The organism is Haloarcula sp. CBA1131, from assembly GCF_008728975.1.
Classification (GTDB): Archaea; Halobacteriota; Halobacteria; order Halobacteriales; family Haloarculaceae; genus Haloarcula; species Haloarcula hispanica.
In genome coordinates this window covers 2,136,309-2,160,545 of the sequence record NZ_RPCY01000001.1, presented here as the reverse complement: position 1 = coordinate 2,160,545, position 24,237 = coordinate 2,136,309, and the positions used below count along the sequence as shown (strand labels likewise).

Here is a 24,237-nt window from a genome sequence, read left to right as displayed (position 1 = left end):
GCCCCGTTTGCTTTTCTGTCTACTGGCGGATGTACAGCGTCAGTCCGCCGAGGACCAGCAACAGCATCCCCCACAGGAGGTCCGACCCCGGCAGGACCCAGAGGAATAGCGTCACGAGACCCGAGGTAACAAGTGACCAGCCAAGCGTCGTCTGATAGCTCATACACGCAGTTGTGTCTCCGAACTGAAAGTATTCCGGCCCGCCCTGAACGCTTATTCGCCCATCGCGACAACTACCGCTAATGACAGACGATACAGCGGACCCAGTCGAGAAGCGCGTCGGCAAGCGTCTCCGAGAAGCTGATGCCACAGTCGCTACCGCGGAGTCCTGTACCGGCGGCCTTGTCGGGTCGAAAATAACGGACATACCCGGTTCGAGCGACTACTTCGACCGCTCGCTGGTTACCTACTCCTACGAGGCCAAGCGAGAGCTGCTCGCCGTCTCGCGGGAATCGCTGGACGCCCACGGCGCAGTCTCAGAACCGGTCGCTGTCGAAATGGCTCAGGGCGCTCGTGATACCGCCAGGACAGACTGGGGCGTCGCCACGACTGGCGTGGCCGGGCCGAGCGGCGGCTCGTCGGAAACGCCCGTCGGGACGGTGTACATCGCCGTCGCCGAGGCCGCCCCGTGGGGGACCAACGAGTCCGGCGTGACAGTGTCCCGCTACGAGTTCGATGGCACCCGTCGCGAGGTCAAGGCGGCCATCGCGACACAGGCGCTCCGGGACCTGGAAACCACCTTACAGGAGTAGTAAGCTCTTTCAGTTGGGACACGGACGGTCAGGTAGATGAACAAACGTGGGCACGTCCTGAACGCCGTCCTCTTGAGCATCGGACTGGGATACGTTCTTGACCCCTCGGGCGACGTGACGACCTTCGCAACAATCGCGGAAGTGTTCCTTCCCATCGTCTTGGGCGCACTGTTTCCCGATGTCGACACCGCCTTCGGCAAGCACCGCAAGACCCTGCACAATCTCCCCGTCCTCATCATATTCTTGGCCCATCCGCTGTATCACGGCGGCAATCTCCAGTGGGTGTGGCTCGGCGTCCTCACCCACTACGTGCTGGACTACTTCGGTTCCCGCCGGGGCATCGCGCTGTTTTACCCCATCTCGGACAAAGAGTACGGGTCACCGACGGGTGTGACGACTTCCAGTGAGTATGCGGAGGTTGTCACCGTCGCGATTACCATCTTCGAACTGGCCGCGGTCGGGCTGTTGATACATGTGCTCCCACAGTACCTGCCGCCGTCGGTCCGTACCTTCGTCGTCGAGAACAGCGCGTTTCTGGTTTAGTACACTTTCACGTCGTCGAACCGACCGCTGTACGCGACGTGGTCCGGATGAGTCGGCTCGGTCCCCTGCAGCATCAGCCGGTCGAACTTTCCCCAGGTGTTTTCCAGCCCCAGATGCGCCCACTCGACTGCCCGGCGGATGTCGTGTGAGATGCCGTCGCGATGGAACAGCGACCGCTCCACGTCGTCTTTCAGCGCCGCACTGAGCGCCGCCACGTCCTCGAACGCCTCGGTAAAGGTCACGTACGCCTCGCCGACGGTACCACGGACGTGGGCATACGACGAGACGAACGGCTCGTGGCCGGTCTCCGACGTGAACGACTGCGCGCGGTCTCGGTGGTGGGACAACTGCTTGGGGTTGTACACTTCCAGCGCGTCGATGCTGTCGTCGTACGCTTCGATGTCGTCCAGTCCGAGGCTCACGTTGAGAAATCCGGGATGGGGGACGAGCACAGCTGCGTCCTGACGGTCCAACTCTCGCATCGCGCCGTCGAAGGTAATGAAATCCGGGATCGGCTCTTCGAGTCCAATACCCAGTACGTGCCGGCGCTGTTGCCAGGTGCCAGTAAATATCTCTCTGGCTGGAAACACAGTCAGCTCTTCGTCGGAAAACGCCTCTGCTTGCCGCCGTATCTCCGGTAGCCGCGTGAAATGCGGCGCGTACACCAGCGCGTCGAGGCCACATGCCTTCGCGCGCTCGACGACCCCGTCGTCGAGCACTTTCACGTGGAGATCAACGGCGTACCCCTCGGGTTGCACGGTGAACGCTAACTCCGTACTGCCATTAGGGGTTTCCGTTTTGGCAGTCTGAGAGACAGACTTCTGACAGGTGGCAGCCAACGTTTTTAACCCCGCGTCGCCTGCCACTGAGCAAATGCCACGCTGGGAGTGCGACATCGAAGGGGACGACAGACAGTTCGACCGCGTCGAGGAGCTTATCATCCACCAGTCGGTTGAGCATGACCGCATCGAGTGCAAGGTCTGCGGTGCCGTCGTCCCCGACGGCTACTTCGCTATCAAGCACGCCTTCGACGAACACTCCCGCGCGGAGTACGTTCGCGCCTACGACGCCTCCGCCGCCGAGGTCCGCCGTCGTGAACAGATAAAAGAATCCGTTGAGGCCGCCGCCAACATGAGCGAGGTCATCGACCGATTGGAAGGCGGCGAAGCGTAGCAACTACCGCTGTTTTACGACGGTGCCTGACTTTGCTCGACAATGATTGCCAACTAGTCTGAAAACGCTTGATTGCTCCCTTGCGGGTCGCTACGCATCCGTTCGAATTGCACGAGACCCGTTCGCCTACCGCTCTTCGGAGTCGAGAACGCGAATCTGGTCGCCACGCACGGTGACCGGAATCGGGACCGTTGCCTCGTACAGTTCGACGGTGACCTGGTCCTTGCCCTCGTCGATGCGCTGGACCTGCGCCTTCTCGCCCTTGAACGGGCCGGCGATGAGTTCGACGATGTCGCCCTCCGCAATGCCTTCTACGTCCGGTTTCGGCGAGAGGAAGTGCTCGACTTCCGCCATCGAGGACTCCCCCTGCACGACGCCGTTGGCGTGGGGGATCTCGTCGAGGATGCGGTCGAAGACGTTGTGATCGTCCGCTTCGACCATCACGTAGCTCGTGAGCGAGTCCGGCGCGAGCGCGGCGTGGATCTCGTCTTCCTCGCGGGAGATGATCATGTCCGCGACGGTGCGTTCCTGGCTGGCCGTGGTTTTGACTGCGTAGATTCCCATCGGTTTACACCGGCTTGCTGCCAGGGATGAAGGTCATCACGGCGAAGATGATGAACCCGAGCAGTCCGACCAGCGCGATGCCCGCGCCGGCGATTTTCGCGATCTGGGAGAACTCCTCCCACGACGGCGTACTCGCCAGTTTGAGTACGCGGATGTAGGAGGTGAGATCGTATGGAACGTCCATAGCGGGTCGTACCCACTGGTGGCTTTTCTATATTGTGGTGCGCGGCGACGAGTCCGAACCCGTCACAGAGCGAGCTGTACAGCGTCACAGAAAAAAGTAGCCGACAGAACGGGGCGATAACCGGGACGAGCGTTCCCGAACGTTCGGTTAGTCGTCGGTCAACGCAGTCCCGTCCGATCCGTGTGTCCCCAGGTCGCTACCGTCACCGGCATCGCCGGTTTCGAACTGGTCGATGAGGTCCTTGAGGTCGGTCGCCTGACTGGAGAGCGACTGTATCTTCTCGGTGACCTCCGTGATCGACGCCGTCTGTTCCTCGGCGGACGCGGCGACGTTCTCGGCCTCTGCGGATGTCTCCTCGCTGATCGAGCCGACTTCCTCGGCCATCGAGACGACCTCTTCCATCGAGGCCGCCTGCTCGTCGGTCGCGTCGCTGATAGCCTGCACGCCGTCGTTTGCCTCGTTGACCTGCTGGACGATACTGGTCAGCGAGTCGGTCGCGTTTTCGACCGTTTTCTTCCCGGTGTCGACGCTCTCACCCATCTCCTGCATGTCCTCGACAGTGGTGTCGGTCCGGGACCGAATGTCGTCGATCATCGACTCGATATCGGTCGTCGCTTCCTGGGTTTCCTCGGCGAGCGTCTTGATCTCGCGGGCCACGACGGCGAACCCTTCGCCCGCCTCACCGGCCCGAGCGGCTTCGATGTTCGCGTTGAGCGCGAGCATGTTCGTCTGCTCCGCGATTTCGTCGATGAGCGTCGTGACTTCGCCAATGCGCTCCATCTCCTCTGCGAGGGACTCCACCTGTTCGATAGCTTCGGTGGACTTCCGTTCGAGCGCCTCGATTTCGGCGGCGGCCTGCTCGGCGTATTCGCGGCCGGACTCGCCGTCGTTGACGGCCTGCTGGGACTTCGACGCGACTTCGTCGGTCGACGAGGTGATTTCCTCGACAGTCGCCGACAGGTCGGTCATCTCGTCGCTCACCTGCTGGATGTTCCGGTTTTGCTCGTCAGCGCCTTCGGCGATCTGTTGCACCGACTCGCTCACCGACTCGCTAGCCGACCGCACTTCCTGTGCGCTCGCGGAGATCGTTTCCGTCGAACTGTCGACGGTTCCGGCGAACCCTTCGATGCGGTTGACCGTCCGTTCGAGCTCCGTGATCATCTCGTTGAAGCTCTCTGCGATGTCGACCATCGCGTCGTAGTCGCTGTCGGTGGCCATCCGCTGGGTGAGGTCCCCGGCCGCCGACTTGTCCATCACGTCGCTGAACTCGGCCGCCTTCGCTTCGAGGGCGGACGCCATCGCCTCGGCGTCTTCCTTCGCCGCCTCCGCCTCGTCTCTGGCGGCTTCGACGTCGGTAATCAACGTCTGGATGTCCTCGCCCATCTCCTCCAGCGCCGCGCCGAACTCACCGGGGATGCTCTCGTCGAGCGCCGGGTCGTCGAACCGCTTGTCAGCGAGCGCGTCGGCCTGATTCGCAGCGGTCGTCAGGTACGCCTGCATCGACGCGAATGAGTCGTACAGTTGCCCCATCTCGTCGACGCGCGTGGTCTCGGGGAGGGTGCTGTTGATCTCACCGGCGGCGATGTCCTCGGCGCTTTCGGCCACGCGGGAGAGCGCGTTCGCGGTTCCGCGCCCGATTGTCACGCCGACGACGAACAGTGCCCCCACGGCAAGCGCCAGGAGGAGCGCGATGTTCTCGGAGACAGCCGACTGCAGGGCGAACGCGCGGTCCTGCGGGACGTGATACAGCAACGCCCACTCAGTGCCGGTGACCGGCGTGTACGCCATCACGTACTGCCCGTCTTCCATGCCCGTTCTGGCGGAGACGGACTTGTAGCCGGTTTCGCCGTTCAGTGCCGCTTCGACGCTCGTGTCGGTCGCGTCCCCGGTTGCCGCGTACTCTTCGAGAATCGAACTCTTCCGGTTGTCGAGAATGATCTGTCCGTTCGACCCGACGACCTTCACGTCGCCGGTCGCAAACGGTGACGTGAACTCGTGGGAGCGCGCTTCGAGCGACGCCGTCAGCACGACGTATTCGTCGCTGCCGGAGACAGGCTGGACGAACGCAATAACCGATTCGTTACTGCTCTTGTACGCTTCGGACGTGCCCGTCGGACCCGACGAGACGACTGCACCACTCGCGTCGGTCCACGGATCGTCGACGTTGCTCAGTGCGACGCCGTTCAGTTCGTCGTCGGTGCTGGCGGTGACTGTACCGTCAGCGGCGTCGACGTAATGAAGCGCCCGGACGTCTCCCGGTAACCCAATGAGCTTCTGTTCGAGCCACCGCTGGTGTTCTCTGTCAGAGGTGGACTCGGACCGATCACCGATAGACGCCGCGAGAAACGACGCTGTCGACTGCTTGTTCGAGACCCAAGTTGAGACGGAACTCGATTGGGACTCCGCGACACCGCGGATTTGATCCTCTGTCTGTGACTCAACTAGCGCCCCCGTTTCGAGGTTGATGGCTGCCCCACCGAGTGCGAGCAAGACGACCACGCCGAGCAACAGGACGCCGAACTTCGCCGCGTACCGACGCCGAATGACGTCAGGGAGCGCACGCTCCGTTGCCTGAACCAGCCGGCTCGGGAGCGAACTCATCGGGACCCTCCCGATTTGAAGAACTGTGGTTGCAATAGCTCCAGCGACTCGACTGACCCGTTAGTGACCCGCTCGATCAGGTACGAACTCAGCGGTTCGAGGTCAGCCGTCAGGTCGACGCTGCCGGACGCACCCTGGTAATTCACTGCCCGGCCTGCTTCAGTGAGTGACCGAACACGACCGAAGTCGCCGACAGAGACAGTGTGTCCAGACCCGCCGGAGACTGACTGAATGGTCTCGGCGATTGCCGGACCGCTGCTTTCGCCGGCCTGTTCGGCGGCACACGCCATCAAAAACAGCGCGTCGTACGCGTTGACCGAGTACGCTCGGGGATCATCGATATCCGGGAGCCGGCGGACCAGTTCGAAGTACGCCTGCGTTCGCGCAGAGGACAGCGACGCGCTGTAGAACCCGTCGTAGTACGACGGGAGGTCACCGCCGAACATCCCCGCAGACAGCACCCATGGAACGTCGTACTCCGACTGGTTGTACGCATCAAGGATACCGCGCTCCTGGCCGGAGACGCTGGTGAAGCTGACGGCATCAGGGTCGTTCTGGAACACGTCTGCGAGCGTGTCGTCGAACGATTCCGACGACGGGTCATATCGGATATCGGCGACGATATCGGCGTTCAGTGCCTCACGCTGTGCGTCCGCCAGTCCGGCACCGAAGGAGTTGTCGATGCTCAGTAACGCGACGGAGTCCGCATCGATGTACAGCGGGTCGTCGACGGCCTTCGCCATTACCACCGCTTGCGTCCCGTCGCTCGGCACTGTTCGGCCGAAGTATTTCCGGCCGTTGGCCCGGCCGGCAGTCGATAGCTGCGGGGCAGTACTGGCGGGGCTGACCTCCATGATTTCGTCGCTGGCTGCTTCCGGAGCGAGAGCGAGCGACGCATCACTGACGAGGCCGCCGACGAAGCCGATGACACCACGGTCGACGAGTGATCCGTACTGCTCTACCGCGGTTTCGGCGTTCGCCTCGGTATCAAGAATGGTCACTTCGACGTCGTTACCGCCGATACCACCGACGGCGTTGACGTCGCTTGCTGCCTGCTCGACCATGCGCTTGCCGTGTTGTCCGAGTGGGGCGAGCGCACCACTGAGTGGGAGGAGTGCACCAAACTGAACAGTGTCACTGCCTCCGCTCAGAGAACCGAGACAACCGGATGAGAGTCCCAAGCTCCCAACGGCCAGACACTTTTTGAGAACATTACGCCTCGAATCTGAGTACATGCGAAGAGAGTTAGAATTTCCGGATAAACGCTTTTCGGCGAGAGTATCATTTATGATAGCAAACGTGTGGAGATAAATTCATTTACTGGCAGCTAGGGAGAGTCAGAAAACTGAGACAACGAGGCAGTTCAGTCGACGTAGTCGATGTCTTCACCGAGTTGCTGGGCGGCCTTCTCCTGTTCGGCCTCGCTCTGGCCGTATATCTGCGGGCTCTCGACGCCGGTGACGACGATCATCGTCTCCATCTTGCCCTCGAACTCGTTGTTGACCGACGCGCCCCAGATGATGCGAGCGTCGGGGTCGATGCGGTCGTAGATCTCCTCGACGACGCCCTCGGCTTCCTCGATGCTCATGTCGGGGCCGCCGACGACGTTGACGAGCGCGGAGTTCGCACCGTCGAACTCCACGTCAAGTAGCGGCGAGCGGAGCGCCGAGCGGATGGAGTCCTGTGCCTTGTTCTCGGAGTCGGATTCGCCGAGGCCGATCATCGCGACACCGCCGTTCTCCATGATGGTCCGAACGTCGGCGAAGTCCACGTTGACGAGGCCGGGCTTGGTGATCAGTTCGGTCATGCCCTTGACCGAGCGCATCAGCACACGGTCGCAAATCTTGAACGCGTCCTGCAGCGGCATCGACGGCGCATAGTCCAGCAGGCGGTCGTTCGGCACGACGATGACCGTATCGGAGACCGAACGGAGTCGTTCGAGGCCAGCGTCGGCGTTGGCACGGCGGCGTTCACCCTCCGCGGTAAACGGAATCGTGACGATAGAAATGGTGAGTGCGCCGGCTTCCTGCGCGGCCTGTGCGACGACCGGGGCCGCGCCGGTGCCGGTGCCGCCGCCGAGACCTGCGGTGACGAACACCATGTCTGAGCCGTCGATAGACTGCTGGATGTCCTCGATGTCCTCCTGGGCGGCCTCCTCGCCGATTTTCGGGACCGAACCCGCGCCGCGGCCGCCGGTGCGCTTGCGGCCGATGAGAATCTTGGTGTCGGCGGCCACCTCGTCGGCGAGGTGCTGTGCGTCGGTGTTTGCGGCGACGAGTTTGGCCCCGTGGATGCCCTCCTCCATCATCCGGGTGACCGTGTTCCCGCCAGCACCGCCACAGCCGACGACCGTGATCTTCGTTTCCAGGTCCTTGACGACGCTTGCCAGTTCCTCGTCGGACATCGTCCCGGACGTGGACATGTCTTGAGACGGCGTCGATGTCGTTTCGTCGACAGTTCCGCCAGCCGCGTCCTCCCCGTCTTGTTCTGCCTCGTCGATAGCGTCGTCAATTATCGAATCCATAATTTAAAACCCCCTTGCAGACGAACAGTTATTAGTTTTCCCCCTACGTCTGACGCACGTCTGACGTGTTGAGTCATAGTTTTACCGGCTGACGCGCCAGTGTTCACAGCGTATATCGACGTATACGCTCGCGCTGGAACCGCTCCGGGTCAATCTCTTCGCCGTCGATTTCGACGGATTGGCCCGAGGCGAGTTTCCCGAACTTGGGCCCTTCGGGGATACCGGCCGTTCGTGCGAGGTCCGGGTCGAACGCCGTCTCCCGGGCGACCAGTTCGTCCGCGGTCCAGTCGACGCTGTCGAAGCGCCGTTCGAGGATTTCGACCAGCGGTTCGACGACCGCTTCTATTTCTGTCGCCGCCGGACAGACAATCGGTCCGGTGAGGACAGTCCCGTTTTGCTCGGTCGCGTACGCGATGGACTGGCGTTCGATAGTCTCACGCAGTGCCTCGCTATCGACGCCGCGCACGTCGGAAATAAGCTCGTTCGGGAGGTCGATTACGGTCCATTCCCCGTCGTACCCGGACGCAAGCTCTCCGAACCTGAGACCATCGTCGACCGGCCGGACAGCGTCTTCCAGCGTCTCGACGAGGCCCAGGTCGACACCGGTCGTCTCCCGAACGAACGTCTCACTGACGACGCGGTAGCCCAGCGACTCGATGGCGGCCGTGAGGTCCGGCCGGTCGCCCTCCATGAGAGCGTAGTCGGCCGCGCTGGCCCGGAAGGCGCGGTCGAGCACTGTGTCGCGCTCCTCGTCGCTGTCGGCCCACTCCGCCAGCGCGTCCAACGACCAGTTGGCGGCGATGTGGCCGACCGCCCAGTCCGTCTCACGAACAACTCGCTCGAACCGCGGGGCGTAGTGGCCGCCGCCGACCCCGAGGAGGTGGCGGCGCGTCCCGTTCTCACGCGGCCTGTCAGCCGGTTCGTCGGCGAGGTCCAGTATCGCTCTGGCAGCGGCCTCGGCGGCGTCGGGGTCCTCCCACTGTGGCTCCGCACTGCCGACCTCGACAAACATCGACGGGACACCGACTGCTGTCGGGCCGTGGTGCGTACACTCCATCCCGACTTCGTAGTCCGGCGGAGCGTGGCGCTGGAGTGCCGACACCACGGCCTTGTGAGCCCCGGGACAGGCGCGGGCGAACTGCCCGTCTTCGCCGCCGTACTCCGCGGCACCGAAGTTTCCGGTATGGTGGGCCGTCAGGAGCTCGTCCGTCTCGCCGGCGTGTTTTGAGGCGAACACCAGCAGGTCCGGATCGTCGAACGCTGCCGCGACGTTTTCGATGTCCAGATGTAACGCCTCGAACTCGCGGAGTTCCACGCTGTCAATCTGGTACACCGTACCGCCGCCTTCGTCGTCGGGCCGCGTTTCGTCGCCGCTCGTTTCCCAGTCCCGCAATGAGCGCAGGTGCTCTCCGATGTGCATCGATGCCGCGTCGGCGTGTGAGACAACGATTCCGAGCATCAATCGGCGTTCTCCAGATGGACCGGTTCACGACCCACCGCGGACCGGACGGCGTCACCGGCCAGCCCAAGCAGGTGTTTCAGCGCTTCGCGGCGCTGGACGAACAGTCCGACCCCGAGGAGGACGTACAGCCCTGTATACGCCAGCAGAAGGTCGTGACTCGATATCGGCAGAGCGAGAAGGTCCCTGATGATGGCGAACTCCAGAACCACCTGCGAGATGAACAGCGCGAACAGCCCGATTGCTTCCCGGATACTGATCTCGAAGTTGACCAGAATGGCGAGCGCAAAGAAGGACTGGGCCGCTGTAATCCAGATCTCCGCGCCCTGTCTGGCGTCGAACGGCAGGACGCCGTACCCGCCGAGTGCGATGGAGTACACCACTGCGATGGTCCCGATGAGCAGCGTCCACTGATTGAGTTTCGAGGAAATGAGGGCGTTGAACCCCGCCGTCGAGCGGGCCTTGTTGACCAGCACGGCGACGACAATGAGCTCAGGTGACTCACTGGCCAGCGGGGCGACCCACTGGATCATGAAGAACTCGGGGATGCCGTTCGCGACGCCGATCTCTTCGAGGCCGTGGGCGAACGGCTCAACCGCGGTGAAAATCATTGCGCCGGAGTAGCCAAACAACGCCAAGACGACGAGTGGCCGCCACGGCAGCGACCACTCCTGGAAGTACTTTGGGACGCCGACGGTGTGCTCGCTGTGTTCGATATCGGACTTGAGCACGAGGCCGATGTACGCGACGTAGAGGCCGACCAGAAACAGCGTATCGAAGATACCGATACCGCCGCCGAGAGGGACAAGAAACGCCCACAGCGTCGCCAGAAAGAGGAAGGAGATCTCGGTTGCGATGTCGGTGTCCAGCTGGACGGCGTCTTTCAGGAAGCCGTCGCGTTTCGTGACTGCGGGGTCCCGTGTCTTTGCGGCGCGCCAGACGGTGAACACGGCGATACCCGCCCAGCCGATACCGATGAGGATGCGGTTCGCGCCGGTCATGTTCGCAATCGCGAGGTTCGCGTCGTGACAGGCGCGAGCGAGCCCCCCGCTTGCGGACTCGATTTCTGCCGCCGTGAACTGGCGACAGGCCTCCGTCGTCGCCCCACCAGCCCCGGCGTTCCAGGCGTACAGCGCGTCAACGGCGTACTCGGGAGCCACGGCGAGAATGGCGAGGACGGCGATAGCGAACGCCCTCGGTACGTCTTTCTCGGCGGTTTCAGCGCCCCAGGCCAAGAGGAACGACGCCCCGAGGACGGCGAGCCCACTGACCGCGACGGTGGTCACGTTCCCGACCTCAATGCCGGAGATAAATAGGTAAATCCAGCCGACAGTCAGGGCCAGCGCGACTGCGACTTGCATCAGTGGATGGCGAAAACGACTCACTGTCGGAAGTGTGGCTGGGTCTGGCTGAAAAGCTTGCGAAAGTGTCGGCTGCAGACCGTGCTTCCCACAGAGCGTGGCGTTCATACGACCGGGGCGCGCTGGCGTTGGTATGGACGTTTACGGACTCATCGGCAACCCGGTCGGGCACTCGCTGTCGCCCCCGATGCACGAGGCGGGCTACGAGGCACTGGGACTTGATGCACGCTACGTCACGTTTGAACCACCAGCGGATGCTGGTGCCGAAGCCATCGAAGCGGCAGAGACGCTCGGAGTCGACGGCCTCAACGTCACAATCCCGTTCAAGCAGGACGTGCTAGACGCCGTTGACCCCGCACCGCTCGCCGAGCGCATCGGCGCGGTCAACACCGTTGATTTCACCGGTGGGACGCCGACGGGCTACAACACCGACGCGGTCGGCGCGGTCCGAGCACTGGCACACCACGACGTCTCGCTGTCCGGCACTGCTGTCGTCGTCGGGGCCGGCGGCGCGGGACGCGCAGTCGCGTTCGGCCTCGCCGACGAGGGGCTGTCGGTGCGGATAGCAAACCGAACCGAATCTAAGGCGCACGCGCTGGCCGAGGACGTCCCGGACGCGACGGGCCACGGCCTCGATTCGCTCGCTGACCTGCTCGCAGACGCCGACATCCTCGTCAACTGCACCAGCGTCGGCATGGAGGAAGACGAGACGCCGGTCCCCGCTGACGCGCTGCACGGCGACCTCGCGGTGCTCGATGCGGTGTACACGCCGATTGAGACCCGTCTGCTACAGGACGCGGCGGCCGCGGGCGCAACGACCGTTGACGGCGCGTGGATGCTCCTGTATCAGGGGGTTGAAGCGTTTGAACGCTGGACTGGCGAGGACGCACCTGTAGACAGGATGAACGGCCGATTGCGCGAACACTTGTAACGGAGCGGTCACCAGCAAGAGATTTGTGTTGGGGATAAATACGTTCATGTATGGGTCTGCTTCAGAAATTGAAATCCGCCCTCGGGCTTGACGGGACTGGGTCATCCACGTCGGGAACCAATCGCGACGTGGACGTGACCGTCGAGCGAGAGCCCTCTACTGAAGACGAAGACGCTGTCAAGGGGACGAACACCGCGACGACTACCGAGACCCACACATCCGATACCGCGGACGGGGCCGGGACTGAATCAGGGGATGGGAGTGCAACATCTGCTCAGACGGCCGAGTCGGAGACTACTGAGTCACCGACTACCGACGACGAATCGACATCTGCGACCGATGACTCTACCACGGAGGCCGAACCAGAAACGGCGGGCGACGACGAGGACAGCGATTCGGCGGCCACCGCTAGCGAGGACTCGACCGAGGCTGATGCGGAGCCAGCCGCATCCGACGAAGAATCGGCTGAGGCCGACGATGATGGAAGCACTGCCCCAGTCACGGAAATAAAGGGTATCGGTCCCGCCTACGCCGACCGACTCGCCGATATCGGTATCGAGACGGTGGGCGAACTGGCCGCTGCGGATGCAGCAGCCATCGCCGCGGACACGGACCTCTCAGAGAGCCGCGTTTCGGGCTGGATCGAGCGGGCCGAAGACTTCTGAAACCGTTGACGTTCCGTCTTTTTGCGCCGAACCGCAAGGGAATTAGTCGCCGCACTGTTTTCGTTCGGTAATGCAATCGGTCGAAACCGACCGGACCACGTTCACCGACCTTGCGGCCGACGCGCATCCAGCGGCGCGCGTCCTTGTCGAGGTTCGAGTGGACGTCGATGACCCGTTTCTCGCCTATCGTCGGGCGCGCGACGAAACTGGCGGCGTGTATCTGGCGACGACCGGCGGCCAGTCGGGGTGGGGTTACTTCGGGACCGCTCCGGCGGACTTCCGCGAGGTCGACCCCCGAGCTGGCGGGACCCTCGCCGCACTGACTGAGTTTCTCGACGGCGAGCGGCTGGTCCGTGGTGACTGCGACGTACCGTATCCCTGCGGAGCCGTTGGATGGCTCTCCTACGACGTGGCGCGGGAACTGGAGTCACTGCCCGACAGCGCCGATGCCGACCGCGCGCTCCCAAACCTGCAGGTGGCCCGCTACGACCGCTTCGCCGCTTGGGAGGAACCCCGCGGTGAGTCGGTGACGCTGCGCGTGACAGCCTGCCCGCGGGTCGACGACTTTGAGACGCCCGAACTGGCCTACGAGTTCGGCAAGCAGCACGCGCTGGACTTGGCGCGGGCAGCGGCACAGGGCGACCCCAGTGTCGAGGATCCGCCGGTCGAGACCGATGAAGCAACCTTCGAGAGTGACTGCACGCGCGAGTCATTTGCTGACCGAGTCCAAACGGTCAAGCAGTACATCCGCGACGGCGACACGTTTCAGGCGAACGTCTCACAGCGTCTCCGCGCACCCGCCGCAGTCCATCCCGTCGAGGCGTTCGACGCGCTTCGAACTGTGAACCCCGCACCGTACTCTGCCCTGCTTGAGTTCCCTGGCGTTGACCTCGTCAGCGCCAGCCCGGAACTCCTCTTGCACCGCGACGGCGACCGTATCGAGACCGAACCCATCGCTGGCACCCGCCCGCGGGGCGAGACGCCCGACGCTGACGACCGACTGGAAGCGGACCTGCTCGACGACGGGAAGGAGCGGGCCGAACACGCGATGCTCGTCGATCTGGAGCGCAACGACCTGGGGAAAGTGAGCAAATTCGGGAGCGTGGAAGTGTCTGACTACCGCCGCGTCGACCGCTACTCAGAGGTGATGCACCTCGTCTCGGTCGTCGAGGGCCGACTCCGTGACGGCGCGTCCCTGCAGGAAGCCATCGCCGCGGTGTTCCCCGGCGGCACCATCACCGGCGCACCGAAACCCCGGACGATGGAGATCATCGACGAGGTTGAGGCCACGCGACGGGGGCCGTACACCGGCTCTATCGGCCTGTTCGGCTTCGACGGCCGGGCGACGCTGAACATCGTCATCAGGACCCTGGTCCGGTACGCCGAGGAGTACCACCTCCGCGTCGGCGCGGGCATCGTTCACGATTCGGACCCGGACAGCGAGTATCAGGAGACGCTTGACAAGGGCTGTGCGCTGGTCAACGCCGTCGACGAAGCGCTGGGGAGACGCGTCGACCTGGCGATGGAGGACCAGCAATGAGCGGCTCCCGTGGTAGCGACGGCAGCGACGATAGCGACACCAACGCCGCGGGTGGCCCGACGGCGGACTCGCTGGCTCCGACCGTGCTGGTCGTCGACAACTACGACTCGTTCGCGTACAACCTCGTCCAGTACGTCGGCGAGGTGGTCCTCCGACTCGGCGGGACTGAGGACGACGTCATCGTCCGGCGCAACGACGCCATCGACATCGAGGGTATCCGCGAACTGGACCCCGACGGCATCGTCGTCTCGCCGGGGCCAGGGACGCCCGAAGAGGCGGGCGTCTCGATGCCGATCTTCGAGGAGCTGGACTACCCGACGCTGGGCGTCTGTCTCGGTCATCAGGCGCTGTGTGCGGCCAACGGCGCGCCAGTCGGCCACGCCGAGGCGGTCGTCCACGGCAAATCGTCGTCGGTTACCCACGACGGAACAGGCGTGTTCGAAGACCTGCCGGACCCCGTCGAGGTGGGTCGGTACCACTCGCTCGCGGTCGACCGCGAGGACCTTCCCGACGTGCTGACTGAGACGGCGTACACTGTTGGCCACGACGATGCCGACGGAGCCACAGAGACGCCAGACTCGTCCGAACCTGCCACCGCCGACGGCACGGACGAGTCCCAGGTCGTCATGGGCGTCCGCCACAGCGACCGCCCGCACATCGGCGTCCAGTTCCATCCCGAAAGCATTCTGACCGACCACGGCAAGACCATGATCGAGAACTTCTGCCTGCTATGCAATACCACGTAGACGGCGACCTCGTCCCCGAAGACGAGGCGACGGTGTCAGTGCGCGACCGCGGGTTCATGTACGGCGACGCGGCGTTCGAAACGCTCCGGGCCTACGGCGGCGAGCCGTTCCGGTGGGACGCCCACCGCGAGCGCCTCCAGCGGACGGCCGAGACGCTGGGGTTTGCCGACGCCGTGCCTGGTGACCTCCGGGAGCGCGTCGACGAGACGCTCGCGGCCAACGACCTCGACGAGGCGTACGTCCGGCTGTCGGTCACGCGGGGCGTCCAGCCCGGGAAGCTCACGCCGGGGAGCGATGTCGACCCGACGGTCGTCGTCATCTGCAAGGGGCTCCCGAGGGGCGGGCTCAACGGCGAGTGCGTCTGGGACGAGCCGGCGTCGGTCCAGACGGTCCGGACCCGGCGGATTCCGAGCGAGGCCGTCCCGGCGGACGCGAAGACCCACAACTACCTCAACGGGATTCTCGGCCGGCTCGAACTCCGAAAGGCCGCCGCTGGCGGCGAACCAGCCGACGAGTGTCTCATCCGGGACACGGACGGGAACCTTGCAGAAGGGGCGACGAGCAACCTCTTTTTCGTCACGGACAACGGCCTCCGGACGCCGAGTACGGATCTGGACCTACTGCCGGGGGTCACCCGCGACGTGGTAATGGACATCGCTCGCGGCGAGGATTTCCCTGTCGAGACCGGTCACTATTCGCTCGATGCCCTGCGTGACGCCGACGAGGCGTTTCTCACCAACTCGACGTGGGAGATCCGCCCCGTTTCGACCGTCGACGGTATCTCCGTGGGGAGCGGGCCGATGACGAAGCTCCTTCAGCGGCTGTTCGACGAGCGAATCGAGGAGCGGTACTACTGATCGCGCTGAAGGTAGTGGAAAGCGAGCCAGCGCGGGTCGCTGGCGTGCCAGCTTACTGGTGTCCGCGTCCGCGGTCTACTCGGGTGCGTAGCAGACCCAACTTGTCGCGGGAACGGTGATCTGGACCCAACTATCGCCGTTGGTCGAGATATTGCCCGCGTTGCCGCTGTAATCGTTGAGTGTCTGGTTCGTCCAGCTCGTGGGGACCCACTTGCTCCGCTGGCCGCTCGCACGGTTCAGGCCGACGAGGAGGTTCCCCTCTCGCTCGTAGACGTACAGGTCCTGGTCGACGTGGCGGGTCTGTGAGCCGCCGCTCGCGAGGTTGTTCCGGATCCAGAGGAGGTTCCGGATATCGTCGTCGTCGACGCTGATACGGTTGCTGTACACGCGTGGATACCCCTCGTACGTGAGGATGTAGGCGTACGCGAGTTTCTCGTAGTCCGGCGGCCCGCTGTCGTGGTTTGAAACGAACGTAAACGCCTGGAACGGCGACTGATTCACCATGCCGGCGCCGTCGAGCGCCTGCATGTTGCCGTCGCTGTGGAACGCCTCCTCTTTCATCGTGTAATAGAGCGGGTAGTCGGTGACGGACATCCCCGTGTCGGCGTACCCTTGGCAGACGCCGATATCGCCGTCGAGCACCTCACCCACTGTCCAGAGATCGAGGTCGTCGGCCCACTGGTTCGCGTAGTCGGCGAAAAACGACTCGGGGACGTGTTTGGCGGCGTCCCAGCGAATACCGTCGACGCCGAGGTCCGCGTACTTCTGGACGTAGGCCTGCAACTCGCCGCGGACGTACGCGGACTCCTGTTTCAGGTCCTTCAGCCCGACGAGCCAGTCGTCCTCGACCGATTCCGGGTTGTCGTAGTTAATGTCGTCTTTCGGGTGGAAGTCGCGTTCGCTGAACCGGGGGAGGTCCGCGAAGGTAATGCCCGGCGCGTCCCGGAAGTCGTCGTTTGCGGCCATGTGGTTGATGACCGCGTCGGCGACGACGTCGAGGTCCTGATTGTGGGCCTCCTGCACCATCGCCTCGTACTCGTCCTCTGTGCCGAACACGCTGTTGAAATCCGTCAGGTCGACGGGCTGATAGCCAAGCGGTGGGTCGGTGACGCCGTTCTGATGGCTCCGGTCGAGGCGGCTCCGCTGGGCCGGTGGGACCTGAATCGCGTCGTAGCCCTGTTGTGCGACTGTTTCCAGCGTCGCTGTGATCTCTGTCCAGTCTGTGTGGTAGTACTGGTACACCGCGCTATCGCCGACAGCCGCGCTACTGCCGACTGAGGCGGCGGTGCCGAATACTGCGGCACCGAGCACTCCGATTCCTTTCAGAACGGTTCGCCGAGACGCCTGCTTACTGCCGGTAATTCGGGGTCGATTCATTTGCTCTCCGAGGTATGTCTCATGTTATCTACCATGCTTTTCCGCAAAAGATGATGAGATTCTACATCACAATAAATAGTTGGCATATATGATTTGTTACATATCGGAAGTCAATCACACCTGAACAGTAATATAGCGATGATACGGGGACTGAACCACTATCTCTACCGCGTTTCCGGCTCCCGGAAGACACACTTCGACGCTCCTATTTTATTTGTGATATATACCCGACTTTCTCACCAACCTCGAAGTAGTCCGTTCACACCACGTCTTCGCGCTCGACACCGTCGACAGCGAGAATGAGGTCGGGACCGTACGCGCCGGCGGGCGTCTGGAACCCGGCGGGCGCGTCACCGCTCAAGACCCGCTCGGTGATTTCGACCGCTGTCGCCGCCGTGAGATCGTAGGTGTGTGGCCCTCGCAGTCGGGACTCGACGCGGTCGCCGTCGTCAGTTCTGGCTTCGCCCCAGACGAAACTGGGCACAGTTGCGCGCTCTTCAGCGTCGGGTCCCTCGGTCGTCTGCTCGATAAACCACTTGAGCGTGGCTTTCACCGGTGGGAGACCGAGTACGGGCGCGAACAGCCCCGCAAACCGCTGCTGTCGGGCCGCCGACGGCGGCATCGACATGTACACGGTCACGTTCGGTATGCCGGTGGTGTGGTACGCCGTCGACACGTCGCCCCACGGGATCGAGACGGTGTTCATCCCATCGTGTCCCCAGCCGAAGTCTATCTCGCGCGATTCGCTCCCGACGGTCACTCGCTCTATGCGGCCGTCGCGGCGCACCGCCCCGCCTGCGTCGATGTGTTCGACCATCGTCTTCGCGGTTCCCTTCGAGACGCCCATCTCCGCGTGAAACGCCAGCGCCAGCGTGTCGGCGTCGGGCAGCCGGTCGGCGAGGTGTGCAGCGAGGCAGTCCGTCGGGACCACGTCGAAACCGACACCAGGCAGGAGCATGATCCCGGCCTCCCGTGCTTCGCTGTCCCGCTCGTGGATGGCCTCAAACACGTCGAGCTCCCCGGTGATGTCCAGGTAGTGCGTCCCGGTTCGCAGGCAGGCCTCGACCATCGGCTCCCACGTCCGGCTGAACGGGCCGGCGCAGTGGACGACGGCGTCGGCGTCGTCGAGCAGCACGTCGAGCACTTTGGGTTCATCCAGCCCGACGACTTCGGACTCACAGCCGAGTTTGATCGCCTGCGTCGAGAGTTCGTCCCGGTTCCGGCCGGCCAGTACGGGCTCTAATCCCCGGTCGATGGCCGCCTGTGCGATGATGTTGCCGGTGTAGCCGTACGAGCCGTAAATGACGACATCTCCCATAGCGTCGCGTTCGCAGCGTCCCCCGATAACAGTTGACACTGAATCGACAACCTGACCAGTGACCGCTGGCTACTCACTTCACGAGAGCTTTGGCCGCGCTCTGGCCTCGCTTCTTACTGCACGGTGCCGTTTCCGTCTGAATAGCCCGTGGCGCTTCACGCGGTTACTCGCCGGGATCGGCGGTTTGAAACGGGTTACGTCCGTACGGATGCGTAGTATGGACGAGGACAGCCGTATCGTCGCGCTGGACGAGGTGCCCGCTGACGGAACCTTTCTGTTCACTGTTCGCGACGGCTTCGACACGAAGGAGGCGATTATCGTCGAGTTGTCCGACGCGGTCGTCGCGTTCGAGAACTACTGTCCACACTGGACAGACGTCCGACTCGACAAAGGCAGTGGGGCGACTGTTCGGAATGGGGAACTGGTGTGTGAGAAACACGGGGCGACGTTCGAATCCGATTCGGGGCTGTGTAACTACGGCCCTTGCGAAGGAGCGGTTCTGGAGGAAGTTTCGATTACCACCGAGGACGACGTCGTCTACCTGACCGACGAGCGCTACGAGTTCGAAAACCAGGGGCCGTCCGGCGACCACGACCTCTCTTCGCGCGGTCGCATCGGCTTCTCCGGGAACTGAGCGGCTGGAATCGGCTTCTCCGGGACTCCGTACCGGTTAGCTGATCCGGTACGCCGGCTCTGAGACCGCTTCGCATTTACACTCCGGACACCGGCTTGGTCGGTTTGTCAGGTCGTCGAAGTCCGTGAAGCCGCACTCCTCGCACTCCGGCGGCGCGACGAGGAGCTGTTCGTCGGTCGATTCCAGGGATTTCGAAATATGCTCTACGTGCGTGAGCGCGTCGCTGGTCTGTATTTCGAACTCGTTTGCGATTGTCCCGGCGGCCATCGCTTTGTCGCGTAGTTGGTCAGCGATGCGCTGGCGCGTCGTCCGACTTGCCTCGCGCATGGGAAAAATTGGCATCCGACTGTTATAGGCTTTGTTCTGTTCTCGTGGCGCCACCGTTGCCGCCTCCCGGACAGTTCCTCGCTCCGTCACGGTACTTTATCACCGACGGCGGTGAACAGCGAGACCAACCGATGTTCGATAGTATCCTTGTGCCGACAGACGGAAGTCCCGGTTCCGAGCGTGCGTTCGAGGCTGCCGCGACGCTTGCACGCACTCACGACGCCACCGTCCACGTCCTCTCGGTCGTTGACGAGCACGGACCCACGGACGACTGGGACTACGACGGCGACTCTCCGGCGGAAGCCTTCATCGAGTCCCAGGCCGACCACGTCGACACCGAGGGCCTGTCCATCACCGCCGCCGTTCGCGAGGGAGTCGTCCACGACGCGGTCCTCGACTACGCCGACGAGACCGGTATCGACCTCATCATTATGGGAACGCACGGGCGAACCGGCGTCCGGCGGTTCCTCCTCGGGAGCGTCACCGAGAAAGTCGTCCGCCTCGCCGACGTGCCCGTCCTTTCTGTCAAAGCCGACGCGGAGCCGGGAACCATCTCATTCAACGACATTCTGCTCCCGACTGATGGCAGTAGCGGCGCGGAGGCAGCTATCGAGCCGACGGGCACACTCGCAAGCGAAACCGACGCGACAGTCCATCTCGTTTCGGTGGTGGACACGCGGTCGCTCGGTATCGATGTGGGGTCCACCGTCATCGTTGACGAACTGGAGTCGGTCGCGACGGATGCCGTCGAGGATGGCTCCGATCAGCTCACTAAGATGGGAGTCAAAGCCGTTGAGACAGCAATCACTCACGGTATCCCGTATCAGGCCATCCTCGACGCCATTGAGGACACTGATGCCGACCTCGTCGTCATCGGGACCCACGGTCGCACGGGTGTCGACCGCTACCTGCTGGGCAGCGTTGCCGAAAAACTGGTCCGAACCTCGCCGGTTCCGGTGATGACCGTTCGAGCGTCGGACGTCGGCGAGGAAAGCTAACACCGCTCCCAGCGGTGTATCGTGGAATTATAGCCAGCCGGCGAGACGACGCTCGGACGGCACTCGACCGCCTATCCGAAGTTCTCGACTTTCGCGTCGTCAGTGCTGACGCCGGCAGCTTCGAGCGCTTCCGTGGCGGCGTCGAGGAAGTCCGCGAAGCCGTAAATGAACACCTGGCCGCCGTCTTCGATGGCGTCGGCGACTGGCTCAGTCAGGGATTCCTCGCTGTCGATGACCGAGACGAGCGCCCCGGCCTCGGCGAGCGCGTCCAGTCGGTCCTCGTGGACCGGCGCATCGTCCTGATACACGACTGCAGCCTCGTTGCCGTCGTCCAGTGCGCGCTCGGCGATACCCACGGCTGGACCGACGCCGGGCCCACCGGCGAGGACGACAGCGCGACTCTCGCCTTCGTAGTAGTCCGACCCGAACGGCCCGGCGATGCGGACACCGTCGCCCGCTTCAAGCGCGCCGAGTTGGGGGGCTAGCTCGCCGTCGGGGTCGATGCCGACGGTAATCTCGAACGCCTCGTCGACTGTCGGCGAGGAGATTGTGTAGAACCGCGAGATGTCCTCCCCGTCGACGCCCAGCGTCAGCTTGACGAACTGCCCCGGCTGTGCGTCGAAGGCCTCCGGTGTCTCGAAGTCGATCGCCACGGTGTCCGGTCCGACATCTCGGACGGCAACCACGTCGAGGACTCGTTCATCCATACCTGAGAGTTGCCGTGACTGGGCAAGGGGGTTACGGTCGCGGAGTTTCACGTTAGCCAGCATATGTTGCCGGTGTTTTCCCACATACGGGGGATTATGCCGGTATTCCCTCGAAACTACGGCGGAATTCACTCGAAACCGAGTAGTGCGCGCGCGGGCGGTTACGGAAGGCTTTTCCTGCCACGCTGGCTACCCGAGGGATATAATGCCAGAGGACCTGAACTGGGCCATCGGCGGCGAAGCCGGCGATGGAATCGACTCCACCGGGAAGATTTTCGCGCAGGCACTCTCCCGGGCTGGTCGACACGTCTTCACCTCAAAGGACTTCGCCTCCCGCATCCGCGGCGGGTACACTGCCTACAAGGTACGGACGTCAGTCGACCGGGTTGAGAGTGTCGTCGACCGCCTGGACATCCTGATCGCACTCACCGAGCGCACGATCCACGAGAACGAGGACGAGCTCCACGAGGACTCCGTCATCATCTACGACGGCGAGCGCTCGACGATGCAGGACGTGGAAGTGCCCGGCGACGCGACGGCGCTCGAAGTACCGCTGAAACGACTCGCCGAGGACGCGGGTGGGGCCATCATGCTCAACGTCGTCGCCCTCGGTGCGGCGTGTGAGGTCACCGGCTTCCCCATCGAGAACCTCGACGAAAGCCTCGAAAAGCGCTTCGGCGACAAGGGCGAGGCCATCGTCGAGAACAACAAGGAAGCCGCCCGGAAGGGACAGCACTACGTCCAGGAGGAGTACGGCGAGTTCGACTACGACATGGAGACCACCGACGAGGACTACGTGCTCCTCAACGGCGACGAGGCCATCGGCATGGGCGCTATCGCCGCCGGCTGTCGCTTCTACGCCGGCTACCCCATCACACCGGCGACGGACGTGATGGAGTACATGACCGGCCGCGTCGACCAGTTCGGCGGCAAGGTCGTCCAGGCCGAGGACGAACTCTCCGCCATCAACATGGCCCTCGGTGCGGCCCGCGCCGGTGCCCGAGCCATGACCGCTACGTCCGGTCCGGGTATCGACTTGATGACCGAGACGTTCGGGCTTGTCGCCACCAGCGAGACGCCGCTGGTCATCTGTGACGTGATGCGTTCCGGTCCCTCGACCGGGATGCCGACCAAGCAGGAACAGGGCGACCTCAACATGACGCTGTACGGCGGCCACGGCGAGATTCCGCGCTTCGTCGTCGCGCCGACGACCGTCTCGGAGTGCTTCTGGAAGACCGTCGAGGCGTTCAACCTCGCCGAAAAATACCAGACGCCGGTCTTCCTCGTCTCGGACCTCGCAATGGCCGTGACGGAACAGACCTTCTCCCCCGAGACCTTCGACATGGACGAAGTCGAAATCGACCGCGGGAAGGTCGTCGACGAGAACGAGATCGACGCCTGGCTGGACGAGAAGGGGCGCTTCCAGGCCCACTTCGCGGCCGCAGACGGGGTCTCGCCGCGTGCGTTCCCCGGCACGACCGACGGCGCGCACATGACGACCGGCCTCGAACACGACGAACTCGGCCGGCGGACCGAAGACACGGACGTGCGTATCGAGCAGGTCGACAAGCGCCAGCGGAAAGTCGAGACCGCCCGCGAGCAGGAGGACTTCGACTACCGCGAGTTCGGCGACTCCGACGCCGACACGCTCGTCATCTCGTGGGGCTCCAACGAGGGGGCTCTGCGCGAGGGACTGACGCTGCTGGAGGAGGACGGCTACGACGTGCGGTTCCTCTCGGTACCGTACATCTTCCCGCGACCGGACCTCTCCGAAGAAATCGAAGCCGCAGAGGACGTCATCGTCGTCGAGTGTAATGCCACCGGCCAGTTCGCGGACGTCATCGAACACGACGTCCTCGAACGGGTCCAGCGCATCAACAAGTACAACGGCGTGCGGTTCAAAGCAGACGAACTGGCAACCGAGATCAAGCAAACGCTTGACACACCCCCGGAGGCAACACAATGAGTTCCGACGTTCGCTTCACAGACTTCAAATCCGACAAGCAACCGACCTGGTGTCCCGGCTGCGGTGACTTCGGGACGATGAACGGCATGATGAAGGCACTGGCAGAGACGGGCAACGACCCCGACAACACCTTCATCGTCGCCGGTATCGGCTGTTCCGGCAAGATCGGGACGTATATGCACAGCTACGCCCTTCACGGCGTCCACGGCCGCGCCCTGCCGGTGGGCATCGGCGTGAAGATGGCCAACCCGGACCTCGAAGTGATGGTCTCGGGCGGCGACGGTGACGGGTACTCTATCGGTGCCGGCCACTTCATCCACGCCGTCCGCCGGAACGTCGACATGAGCTACGTCGTGATGGACAACCGCATCTACGGGCTGACCAAGGGGCAGGCCTCGCCGACGAGCCGCGAGGACTTCGAGACCTCGACCTCGCCCGACGGGCCGAACCAGCCGCCGGTCAACCCGAAGGCGCTGGCGCTGGCCTCCGGTGCGACGTTCATCGCGCAGTCGTTCTCCTCGAACGCCCAGCGCCACGCCGAGATCGTCAAGCAGGCCGTCGAACACGACGGCTTCGGCTTCGTGAACGTCTACTCGCCGTGTGTGACGTTCAACGACGTGGACACCTACGACTACTTCCGCGACGCCATCGTCGACCTCGACGAGACCGACCACGACCCGTCCGACCGCGACCAGGCCAAGGACAAGATCCTCGAAAGCGAGAAGGAGTACATGGGCGTCCTCTACCAGGATGAGGACTCCGTCCCCTTCGAGGAACGCGAAGGCGTCGAAGGCTCGATGGCCGAGATCCCCGACGGCGCGCCCGAGGGCGCGATGGACCTCGTCCGCGAGTTCTACTAGTACCTTTTTCGACGGGGGGTTCGCGCTCGCCACTGGCGAGCGCTCAACCCCCGCCCAAAAATCTACGCTAAAAAGGCGACTTCGCGGCGCGCCGCGAAGTCGTGAAACGGCGGCCTGCGGCCGCCGTATACTGGTGGTTCTATTTGAACC

General features: G+C 63.6%; 25 protein-coding genes. 12 read left to right on the top strand and 13 right to left on the bottom strand.

Going from position 1 to position 24,237, the window contains the following annotated elements:
* Positions 1 to 19: 19 nt before the first annotated feature.
* A complete protein-coding gene (locus Har1131_RS21755) occupies positions 20 to 163 on the bottom strand; it encodes a hypothetical protein (RefSeq protein WP_004961837.1) in 144 nt (47 codons plus the stop codon).
* Positions 164 to 242: 79 nt separating this feature from the next.
* Between Har1131_RS21755 and Har1131_RS11040 the strand changes: the two genes are divergently transcribed.
* On the top strand, positions 243 to 752 hold the full coding sequence (locus tag Har1131_RS11040) for a CinA family protein (protein ID WP_050037972.1): 510 nt from the start codon (positions 243 to 245) through the stop codon (positions 750 to 752).
* Between the two features lie 36 nt (positions 753 to 788).
* Complete coding sequence (locus tag Har1131_RS11035; protein ID WP_050037973.1) at positions 789 to 1,295, top strand: metal-dependent hydrolase; 507 nt, start codon at positions 789 to 791, stop codon at positions 1,293 to 1,295.
* Here the strand turns inward: Har1131_RS11035 and Har1131_RS11030 are convergent.
* Positions 1,292 to 2,053, bottom strand: a complete 762-nt coding sequence (locus Har1131_RS11030; protein ID WP_064287981.1) for a PHP-associated domain-containing protein — start codon at positions 2,051 to 2,053, stop codon at positions 1,292 to 1,294. The genes Har1131_RS11035 and Har1131_RS11030 overlap by 4 nt on opposite strands.
* A gap of 115 nt (positions 2,054 to 2,168) precedes the next feature.
* Between Har1131_RS11030 and Har1131_RS11025 the strand changes: the two genes are divergently transcribed.
* On the top strand, positions 2,169 to 2,468 hold the full coding sequence (locus Har1131_RS11025) for a hypothetical protein (RefSeq protein ID WP_004516837.1): 300 nt from the start codon (positions 2,169 to 2,171) through the stop codon (positions 2,466 to 2,468).
* A gap of 126 nt (positions 2,469 to 2,594) precedes the next feature.
* Here the strand turns inward: Har1131_RS11025 and Har1131_RS11020 are convergent, their stop codons facing one another.
* The 7 genes from Har1131_RS11020 to Har1131_RS10990 form a co-directional block, all read right to left on the bottom strand.
* Complete coding sequence (locus tag Har1131_RS11020; protein ID WP_004516836.1) at positions 2,595 to 3,032, bottom strand: transcription elongation factor Spt5; 438 nt, start codon at positions 3,030 to 3,032, stop codon at positions 2,595 to 2,597.
* A 4-nt stretch (positions 3,033 to 3,036) separates the two neighbouring features.
* A complete protein-coding gene (locus tag Har1131_RS11015; RefSeq protein WP_004592944.1) occupies positions 3,037 to 3,216 on the bottom strand; it encodes a protein translocase SEC61 complex subunit gamma in 180 nt (59 codons plus the stop codon).
* Between the two features lie 147 nt (positions 3,217 to 3,363).
* On the bottom strand, positions 3,364 to 5,817 hold the full coding sequence (locus Har1131_RS11010) for a methyl-accepting chemotaxis protein (RefSeq protein ID WP_014040210.1): 2,454 nt from the start codon (positions 5,815 to 5,817) through the stop codon (positions 3,364 to 3,366).
* Positions 5,814 to 7,052 carry an ABC transporter substrate-binding protein gene (locus Har1131_RS11005; RefSeq protein WP_225308108.1) on the bottom strand — a complete coding sequence of 413 codons (1,239 nt, stop codon included), beginning with the start codon at positions 7,050 to 7,052 and terminating at the stop codon, positions 5,814 to 5,816. The genes Har1131_RS11010 and Har1131_RS11005 overlap by 4 nt, the downstream gene beginning before the upstream one ends.
* Before the next feature lie 128 nt (positions 7,053 to 7,180).
* Positions 7,181 to 8,341 (bottom strand): cell division protein FtsZ, encoded by a 1,161-nt coding sequence (gene ftsZ, locus Har1131_RS11000; protein ID WP_004592941.1) that lies wholly within the window; start codon positions 8,339 to 8,341, stop codon positions 7,181 to 7,183.
* Positions 8,342 to 8,444: 103 nt separating this feature from the next.
* The gene (locus Har1131_RS10995; protein WP_151146422.1) at positions 8,445 to 9,800 is read right to left on the bottom strand and encodes a D-aminoacyl-tRNA deacylase; all 1,356 of its coding nucleotides are present in this window, start codon (positions 9,798 to 9,800) and stop codon (positions 8,445 to 8,447) included.
* The gene (locus Har1131_RS10990; RefSeq protein ID WP_007190461.1) at positions 9,800 to 11,161 is read right to left on the bottom strand and encodes a sodium:calcium antiporter; all 1,362 of its coding nucleotides are present in this window, start codon (positions 11,159 to 11,161) and stop codon (positions 9,800 to 9,802) included. Before Har1131_RS10990 ends, Har1131_RS10995 begins: the two co-directional genes overlap by 1 nt.
* A 133-nt stretch (positions 11,162 to 11,294) precedes the next feature.
* On the opposite strand from Har1131_RS10990, the gene Har1131_RS10985 reads away from it, so the two are divergent.
* The 5 genes from Har1131_RS10985 (at position 11,295) to Har1131_RS10965 (ending at position 15,900) form a co-directional block, all read left to right on the top strand.
* Positions 11,295 to 12,092 carry a shikimate dehydrogenase gene (locus Har1131_RS10985; RefSeq protein WP_050007128.1) on the top strand — a complete coding sequence of 266 codons (798 nt, stop codon included), beginning with the start codon at positions 11,295 to 11,297 and terminating at the stop codon, positions 12,090 to 12,092.
* A 50-nt stretch (positions 12,093 to 12,142) separates the two neighbouring features.
* Positions 12,143 to 12,757, top strand: coding sequence for a helix-hairpin-helix domain-containing protein (locus Har1131_RS10980; RefSeq protein WP_151103321.1), 615 nt, complete (start codon positions 12,143 to 12,145; stop codon positions 12,755 to 12,757).
* Between the two features lie 70 nt (positions 12,758 to 12,827).
* A complete protein-coding gene (gene pabB / locus Har1131_RS10975) occupies positions 12,828 to 14,297 on the top strand; it encodes an aminodeoxychorismate synthase, component I (protein ID WP_151146418.1) in 1,470 nt (489 codons plus the stop codon).
* On the top strand, positions 14,294 to 15,043 hold the full coding sequence (locus Har1131_RS10970; protein WP_014040216.1) for an aminodeoxychorismate/anthranilate synthase component II: 750 nt from the start codon (positions 14,294 to 14,296) through the stop codon (positions 15,041 to 15,043). Before pabB ends, Har1131_RS10970 begins: the two co-directional genes overlap by 4 nt.
* Positions 15,028 to 15,900 (top strand): aminotransferase class IV, encoded by an 873-nt coding sequence (locus tag Har1131_RS10965; RefSeq protein WP_050037980.1) that lies wholly within the window; start codon positions 15,028 to 15,030, stop codon positions 15,898 to 15,900. The genes Har1131_RS10970 and Har1131_RS10965 overlap by 16 nt, the downstream gene beginning before the upstream one ends.
* A gap of 75 nt (positions 15,901 to 15,975) precedes the next feature.
* On the opposite strand, the gene Har1131_RS10960 is transcribed toward Har1131_RS10965, so the two are convergent.
* Positions 15,976 to 17,277 (bottom strand): alpha-amylase domain-containing protein, encoded by a 1,302-nt coding sequence (locus Har1131_RS10960; protein ID WP_014040218.1) that lies wholly within the window; start codon positions 17,275 to 17,277, stop codon positions 15,976 to 15,978.
* A gap of 259 nt (positions 17,278 to 17,536) precedes the next feature.
* Positions 17,537 to 18,595 (bottom strand): trans-acting enoyl reductase family protein, encoded by a 1,059-nt coding sequence (locus Har1131_RS10955; RefSeq protein WP_050007126.1) that lies wholly within the window; start codon positions 18,593 to 18,595, stop codon positions 17,537 to 17,539.
* Positions 18,596 to 18,812: 217 nt separating this feature from the next.
* Here Har1131_RS10955 and Har1131_RS10950 point away from each other — a divergent pair, with 217 nt between their 5' ends.
* On the top strand, positions 18,813 to 19,229 hold the full coding sequence (locus Har1131_RS10950; RefSeq protein WP_050037982.1) for a Rieske 2Fe-2S domain-containing protein: 417 nt from the start codon (positions 18,813 to 18,815) through the stop codon (positions 19,227 to 19,229).
* A 36-nt stretch (positions 19,230 to 19,265) separates the two neighbouring features.
* On the opposite strand, the gene Har1131_RS10945 is transcribed toward Har1131_RS10950, so the two are convergent.
* A complete protein-coding gene (locus Har1131_RS10945; RefSeq protein ID WP_007190454.1) occupies positions 19,266 to 19,556 on the bottom strand; it encodes a transcriptional regulator in 291 nt (96 codons plus the stop codon).
* A gap of 131 nt (positions 19,557 to 19,687) precedes the next feature.
* Here Har1131_RS10945 and Har1131_RS10940 point away from each other — a divergent pair, with 131 nt between their 5' ends.
* Positions 19,688 to 20,554, top strand: a complete 867-nt coding sequence (locus tag Har1131_RS10940; RefSeq protein ID WP_151146415.1) for a universal stress protein — start codon at positions 19,688 to 19,690, stop codon at positions 20,552 to 20,554.
* A 71-nt stretch (positions 20,555 to 20,625) separates the two neighbouring features.
* On the opposite strand, the gene Har1131_RS10935 is transcribed toward Har1131_RS10940, so the two are convergent.
* On the bottom strand, positions 20,626 to 21,261 hold the full coding sequence (locus Har1131_RS10935; protein ID WP_050037984.1) for an FAD-dependent oxidoreductase: 636 nt from the start codon (positions 21,259 to 21,261) through the stop codon (positions 20,626 to 20,628).
* Positions 21,262 to 21,466: 205 nt separating this feature from the next.
* Between Har1131_RS10935 and Har1131_RS10930 the strand changes: the two genes are divergently transcribed.
* Both Har1131_RS10930 and Har1131_RS10925 read left to right on the top strand, forming a co-directional pair.
* A complete protein-coding gene (locus Har1131_RS10930) occupies positions 21,467 to 23,227 on the top strand; it encodes a 2-oxoacid:acceptor oxidoreductase subunit alpha (protein WP_151146412.1) in 1,761 nt (586 codons plus the stop codon).
* On the top strand, positions 23,224 to 24,087 hold the full coding sequence (locus Har1131_RS10925) for a 2-oxoacid:ferredoxin oxidoreductase subunit beta (protein ID WP_014040224.1): 864 nt from the start codon (positions 23,224 to 23,226) through the stop codon (positions 24,085 to 24,087). Before Har1131_RS10930 ends, Har1131_RS10925 begins: the two co-directional genes overlap by 4 nt.
* The last annotated feature ends 150 nt before the right edge of the window (positions 24,088 to 24,237 follow it).

What these genes read in the sequence shown, in the direction of transcription:
- Har1131_RS21755 (WP_004961837.1), bottom strand. Translation starts at nt 163, where the DNA reads ATGAGCTATCAGACGACGCTTGGCTGGTCACTTGTTACCTCGGGTCTC.
- Har1131_RS11040 (WP_050037972.1), top strand. Translation starts at nt 243, where the DNA reads ATGACAGACGATACAGCGGACCCAGTCGAGAAGCGCGTCGGCAAGCGT.
- Har1131_RS11035 (WP_050037973.1), top strand. Translation starts at nt 789, where the DNA reads ATGAACAAACGTGGGCACGTCCTGAACGCCGTCCTCTTGAGCATCGGA.
- Har1131_RS11025 (WP_004516837.1), top strand. Translation starts at nt 2,169, where the DNA reads ATGCCACGCTGGGAGTGCGACATCGAAGGGGACGACAGACAGTTCGAC.
- Har1131_RS11020 (WP_004516836.1), bottom strand. Translation starts at nt 3,032, where the DNA reads ATGGGAATCTACGCAGTCAAAACCACGGCCAGCCAGGAACGCACCGTC.
- Har1131_RS11015 (WP_004592944.1), bottom strand. Translation starts at nt 3,216, where the DNA reads ATGGACGTTCCATACGATCTCACCTCCTACATCCGCGTACTCAAACTG.
- Har1131_RS11010 (WP_014040210.1), bottom strand. Translation starts at nt 5,817, where the DNA reads ATGAGTTCGCTCCCGAGCCGGCTGGTTCAGGCAACGGAGCGTGCGCTC.
- Har1131_RS11005 (WP_225308108.1), bottom strand. Translation starts at nt 7,052, where the DNA reads ATGTACTCAGATTCGAGGCGTAATGTTCTCAAAAAGTGTCTGGCCGTT.
- ftsZ (WP_004592941.1), bottom strand. Translation starts at nt 8,341, where the DNA reads ATGGATTCGATAATTGACGACGCTATCGACGAGGCAGAACAAGACGGG.
- Har1131_RS10995 (WP_151146422.1), bottom strand. Translation starts at nt 9,800, where the DNA reads ATGCTCGGAATCGTTGTCTCACACGCCGACGCGGCATCGATGCACATC.
- Har1131_RS10990 (WP_007190461.1), bottom strand. Translation starts at nt 11,161, where the DNA reads ATGCAAGTCGCAGTCGCGCTGGCCCTGACTGTCGGCTGGATTTACCTA.
- Har1131_RS10985 (WP_050007128.1), top strand. Translation starts at nt 11,295, where the DNA reads ATGGACGTTTACGGACTCATCGGCAACCCGGTCGGGCACTCGCTGTCG.
- Har1131_RS10980 (WP_151103321.1), top strand. Translation starts at nt 12,143, where the DNA reads ATGGGTCTGCTTCAGAAATTGAAATCCGCCCTCGGGCTTGACGGGACT.
- pabB (WP_151146418.1), top strand. Translation starts at nt 12,828, where the DNA reads ATGCAATCGGTCGAAACCGACCGGACCACGTTCACCGACCTTGCGGCC.
- Har1131_RS10970 (WP_014040216.1), top strand. Translation starts at nt 14,294, where the DNA reads ATGAGCGGCTCCCGTGGTAGCGACGGCAGCGACGATAGCGACACCAAC.
- Har1131_RS10965 (WP_050037980.1), top strand. Translation starts at nt 15,028, where the DNA reads ATGCAATACCACGTAGACGGCGACCTCGTCCCCGAAGACGAGGCGACG.
- Har1131_RS10960 (WP_014040218.1), bottom strand. Translation starts at nt 17,277, where the DNA reads ATGAATCGACCCCGAATTACCGGCAGTAAGCAGGCGTCTCGGCGAACC.
- Har1131_RS10955 (WP_050007126.1), bottom strand. Translation starts at nt 18,595, where the DNA reads ATGGGAGATGTCGTCATTTACGGCTCGTACGGCTACACCGGCAACATC.
- Har1131_RS10950 (WP_050037982.1), top strand. Translation starts at nt 18,813, where the DNA reads ATGGACGAGGACAGCCGTATCGTCGCGCTGGACGAGGTGCCCGCTGAC.
- Har1131_RS10945 (WP_007190454.1), bottom strand. Translation starts at nt 19,556, where the DNA reads ATGCGCGAGGCAAGTCGGACGACGCGCCAGCGCATCGCTGACCAACTA.
- Har1131_RS10940 (WP_151146415.1), top strand. Translation starts at nt 19,688, where the DNA reads ATGTTCGATAGTATCCTTGTGCCGACAGACGGAAGTCCCGGTTCCGAG.
- Har1131_RS10935 (WP_050037984.1), bottom strand. Translation starts at nt 21,261, where the DNA reads ATGGATGAACGAGTCCTCGACGTGGTTGCCGTCCGAGATGTCGGACCG.
- Har1131_RS10930 (WP_151146412.1), top strand. Translation starts at nt 21,467, where the DNA reads ATGCCAGAGGACCTGAACTGGGCCATCGGCGGCGAAGCCGGCGATGGA.
- Har1131_RS10925 (WP_014040224.1), top strand. Translation starts at nt 23,224, where the DNA reads ATGAGTTCCGACGTTCGCTTCACAGACTTCAAATCCGACAAGCAACCG.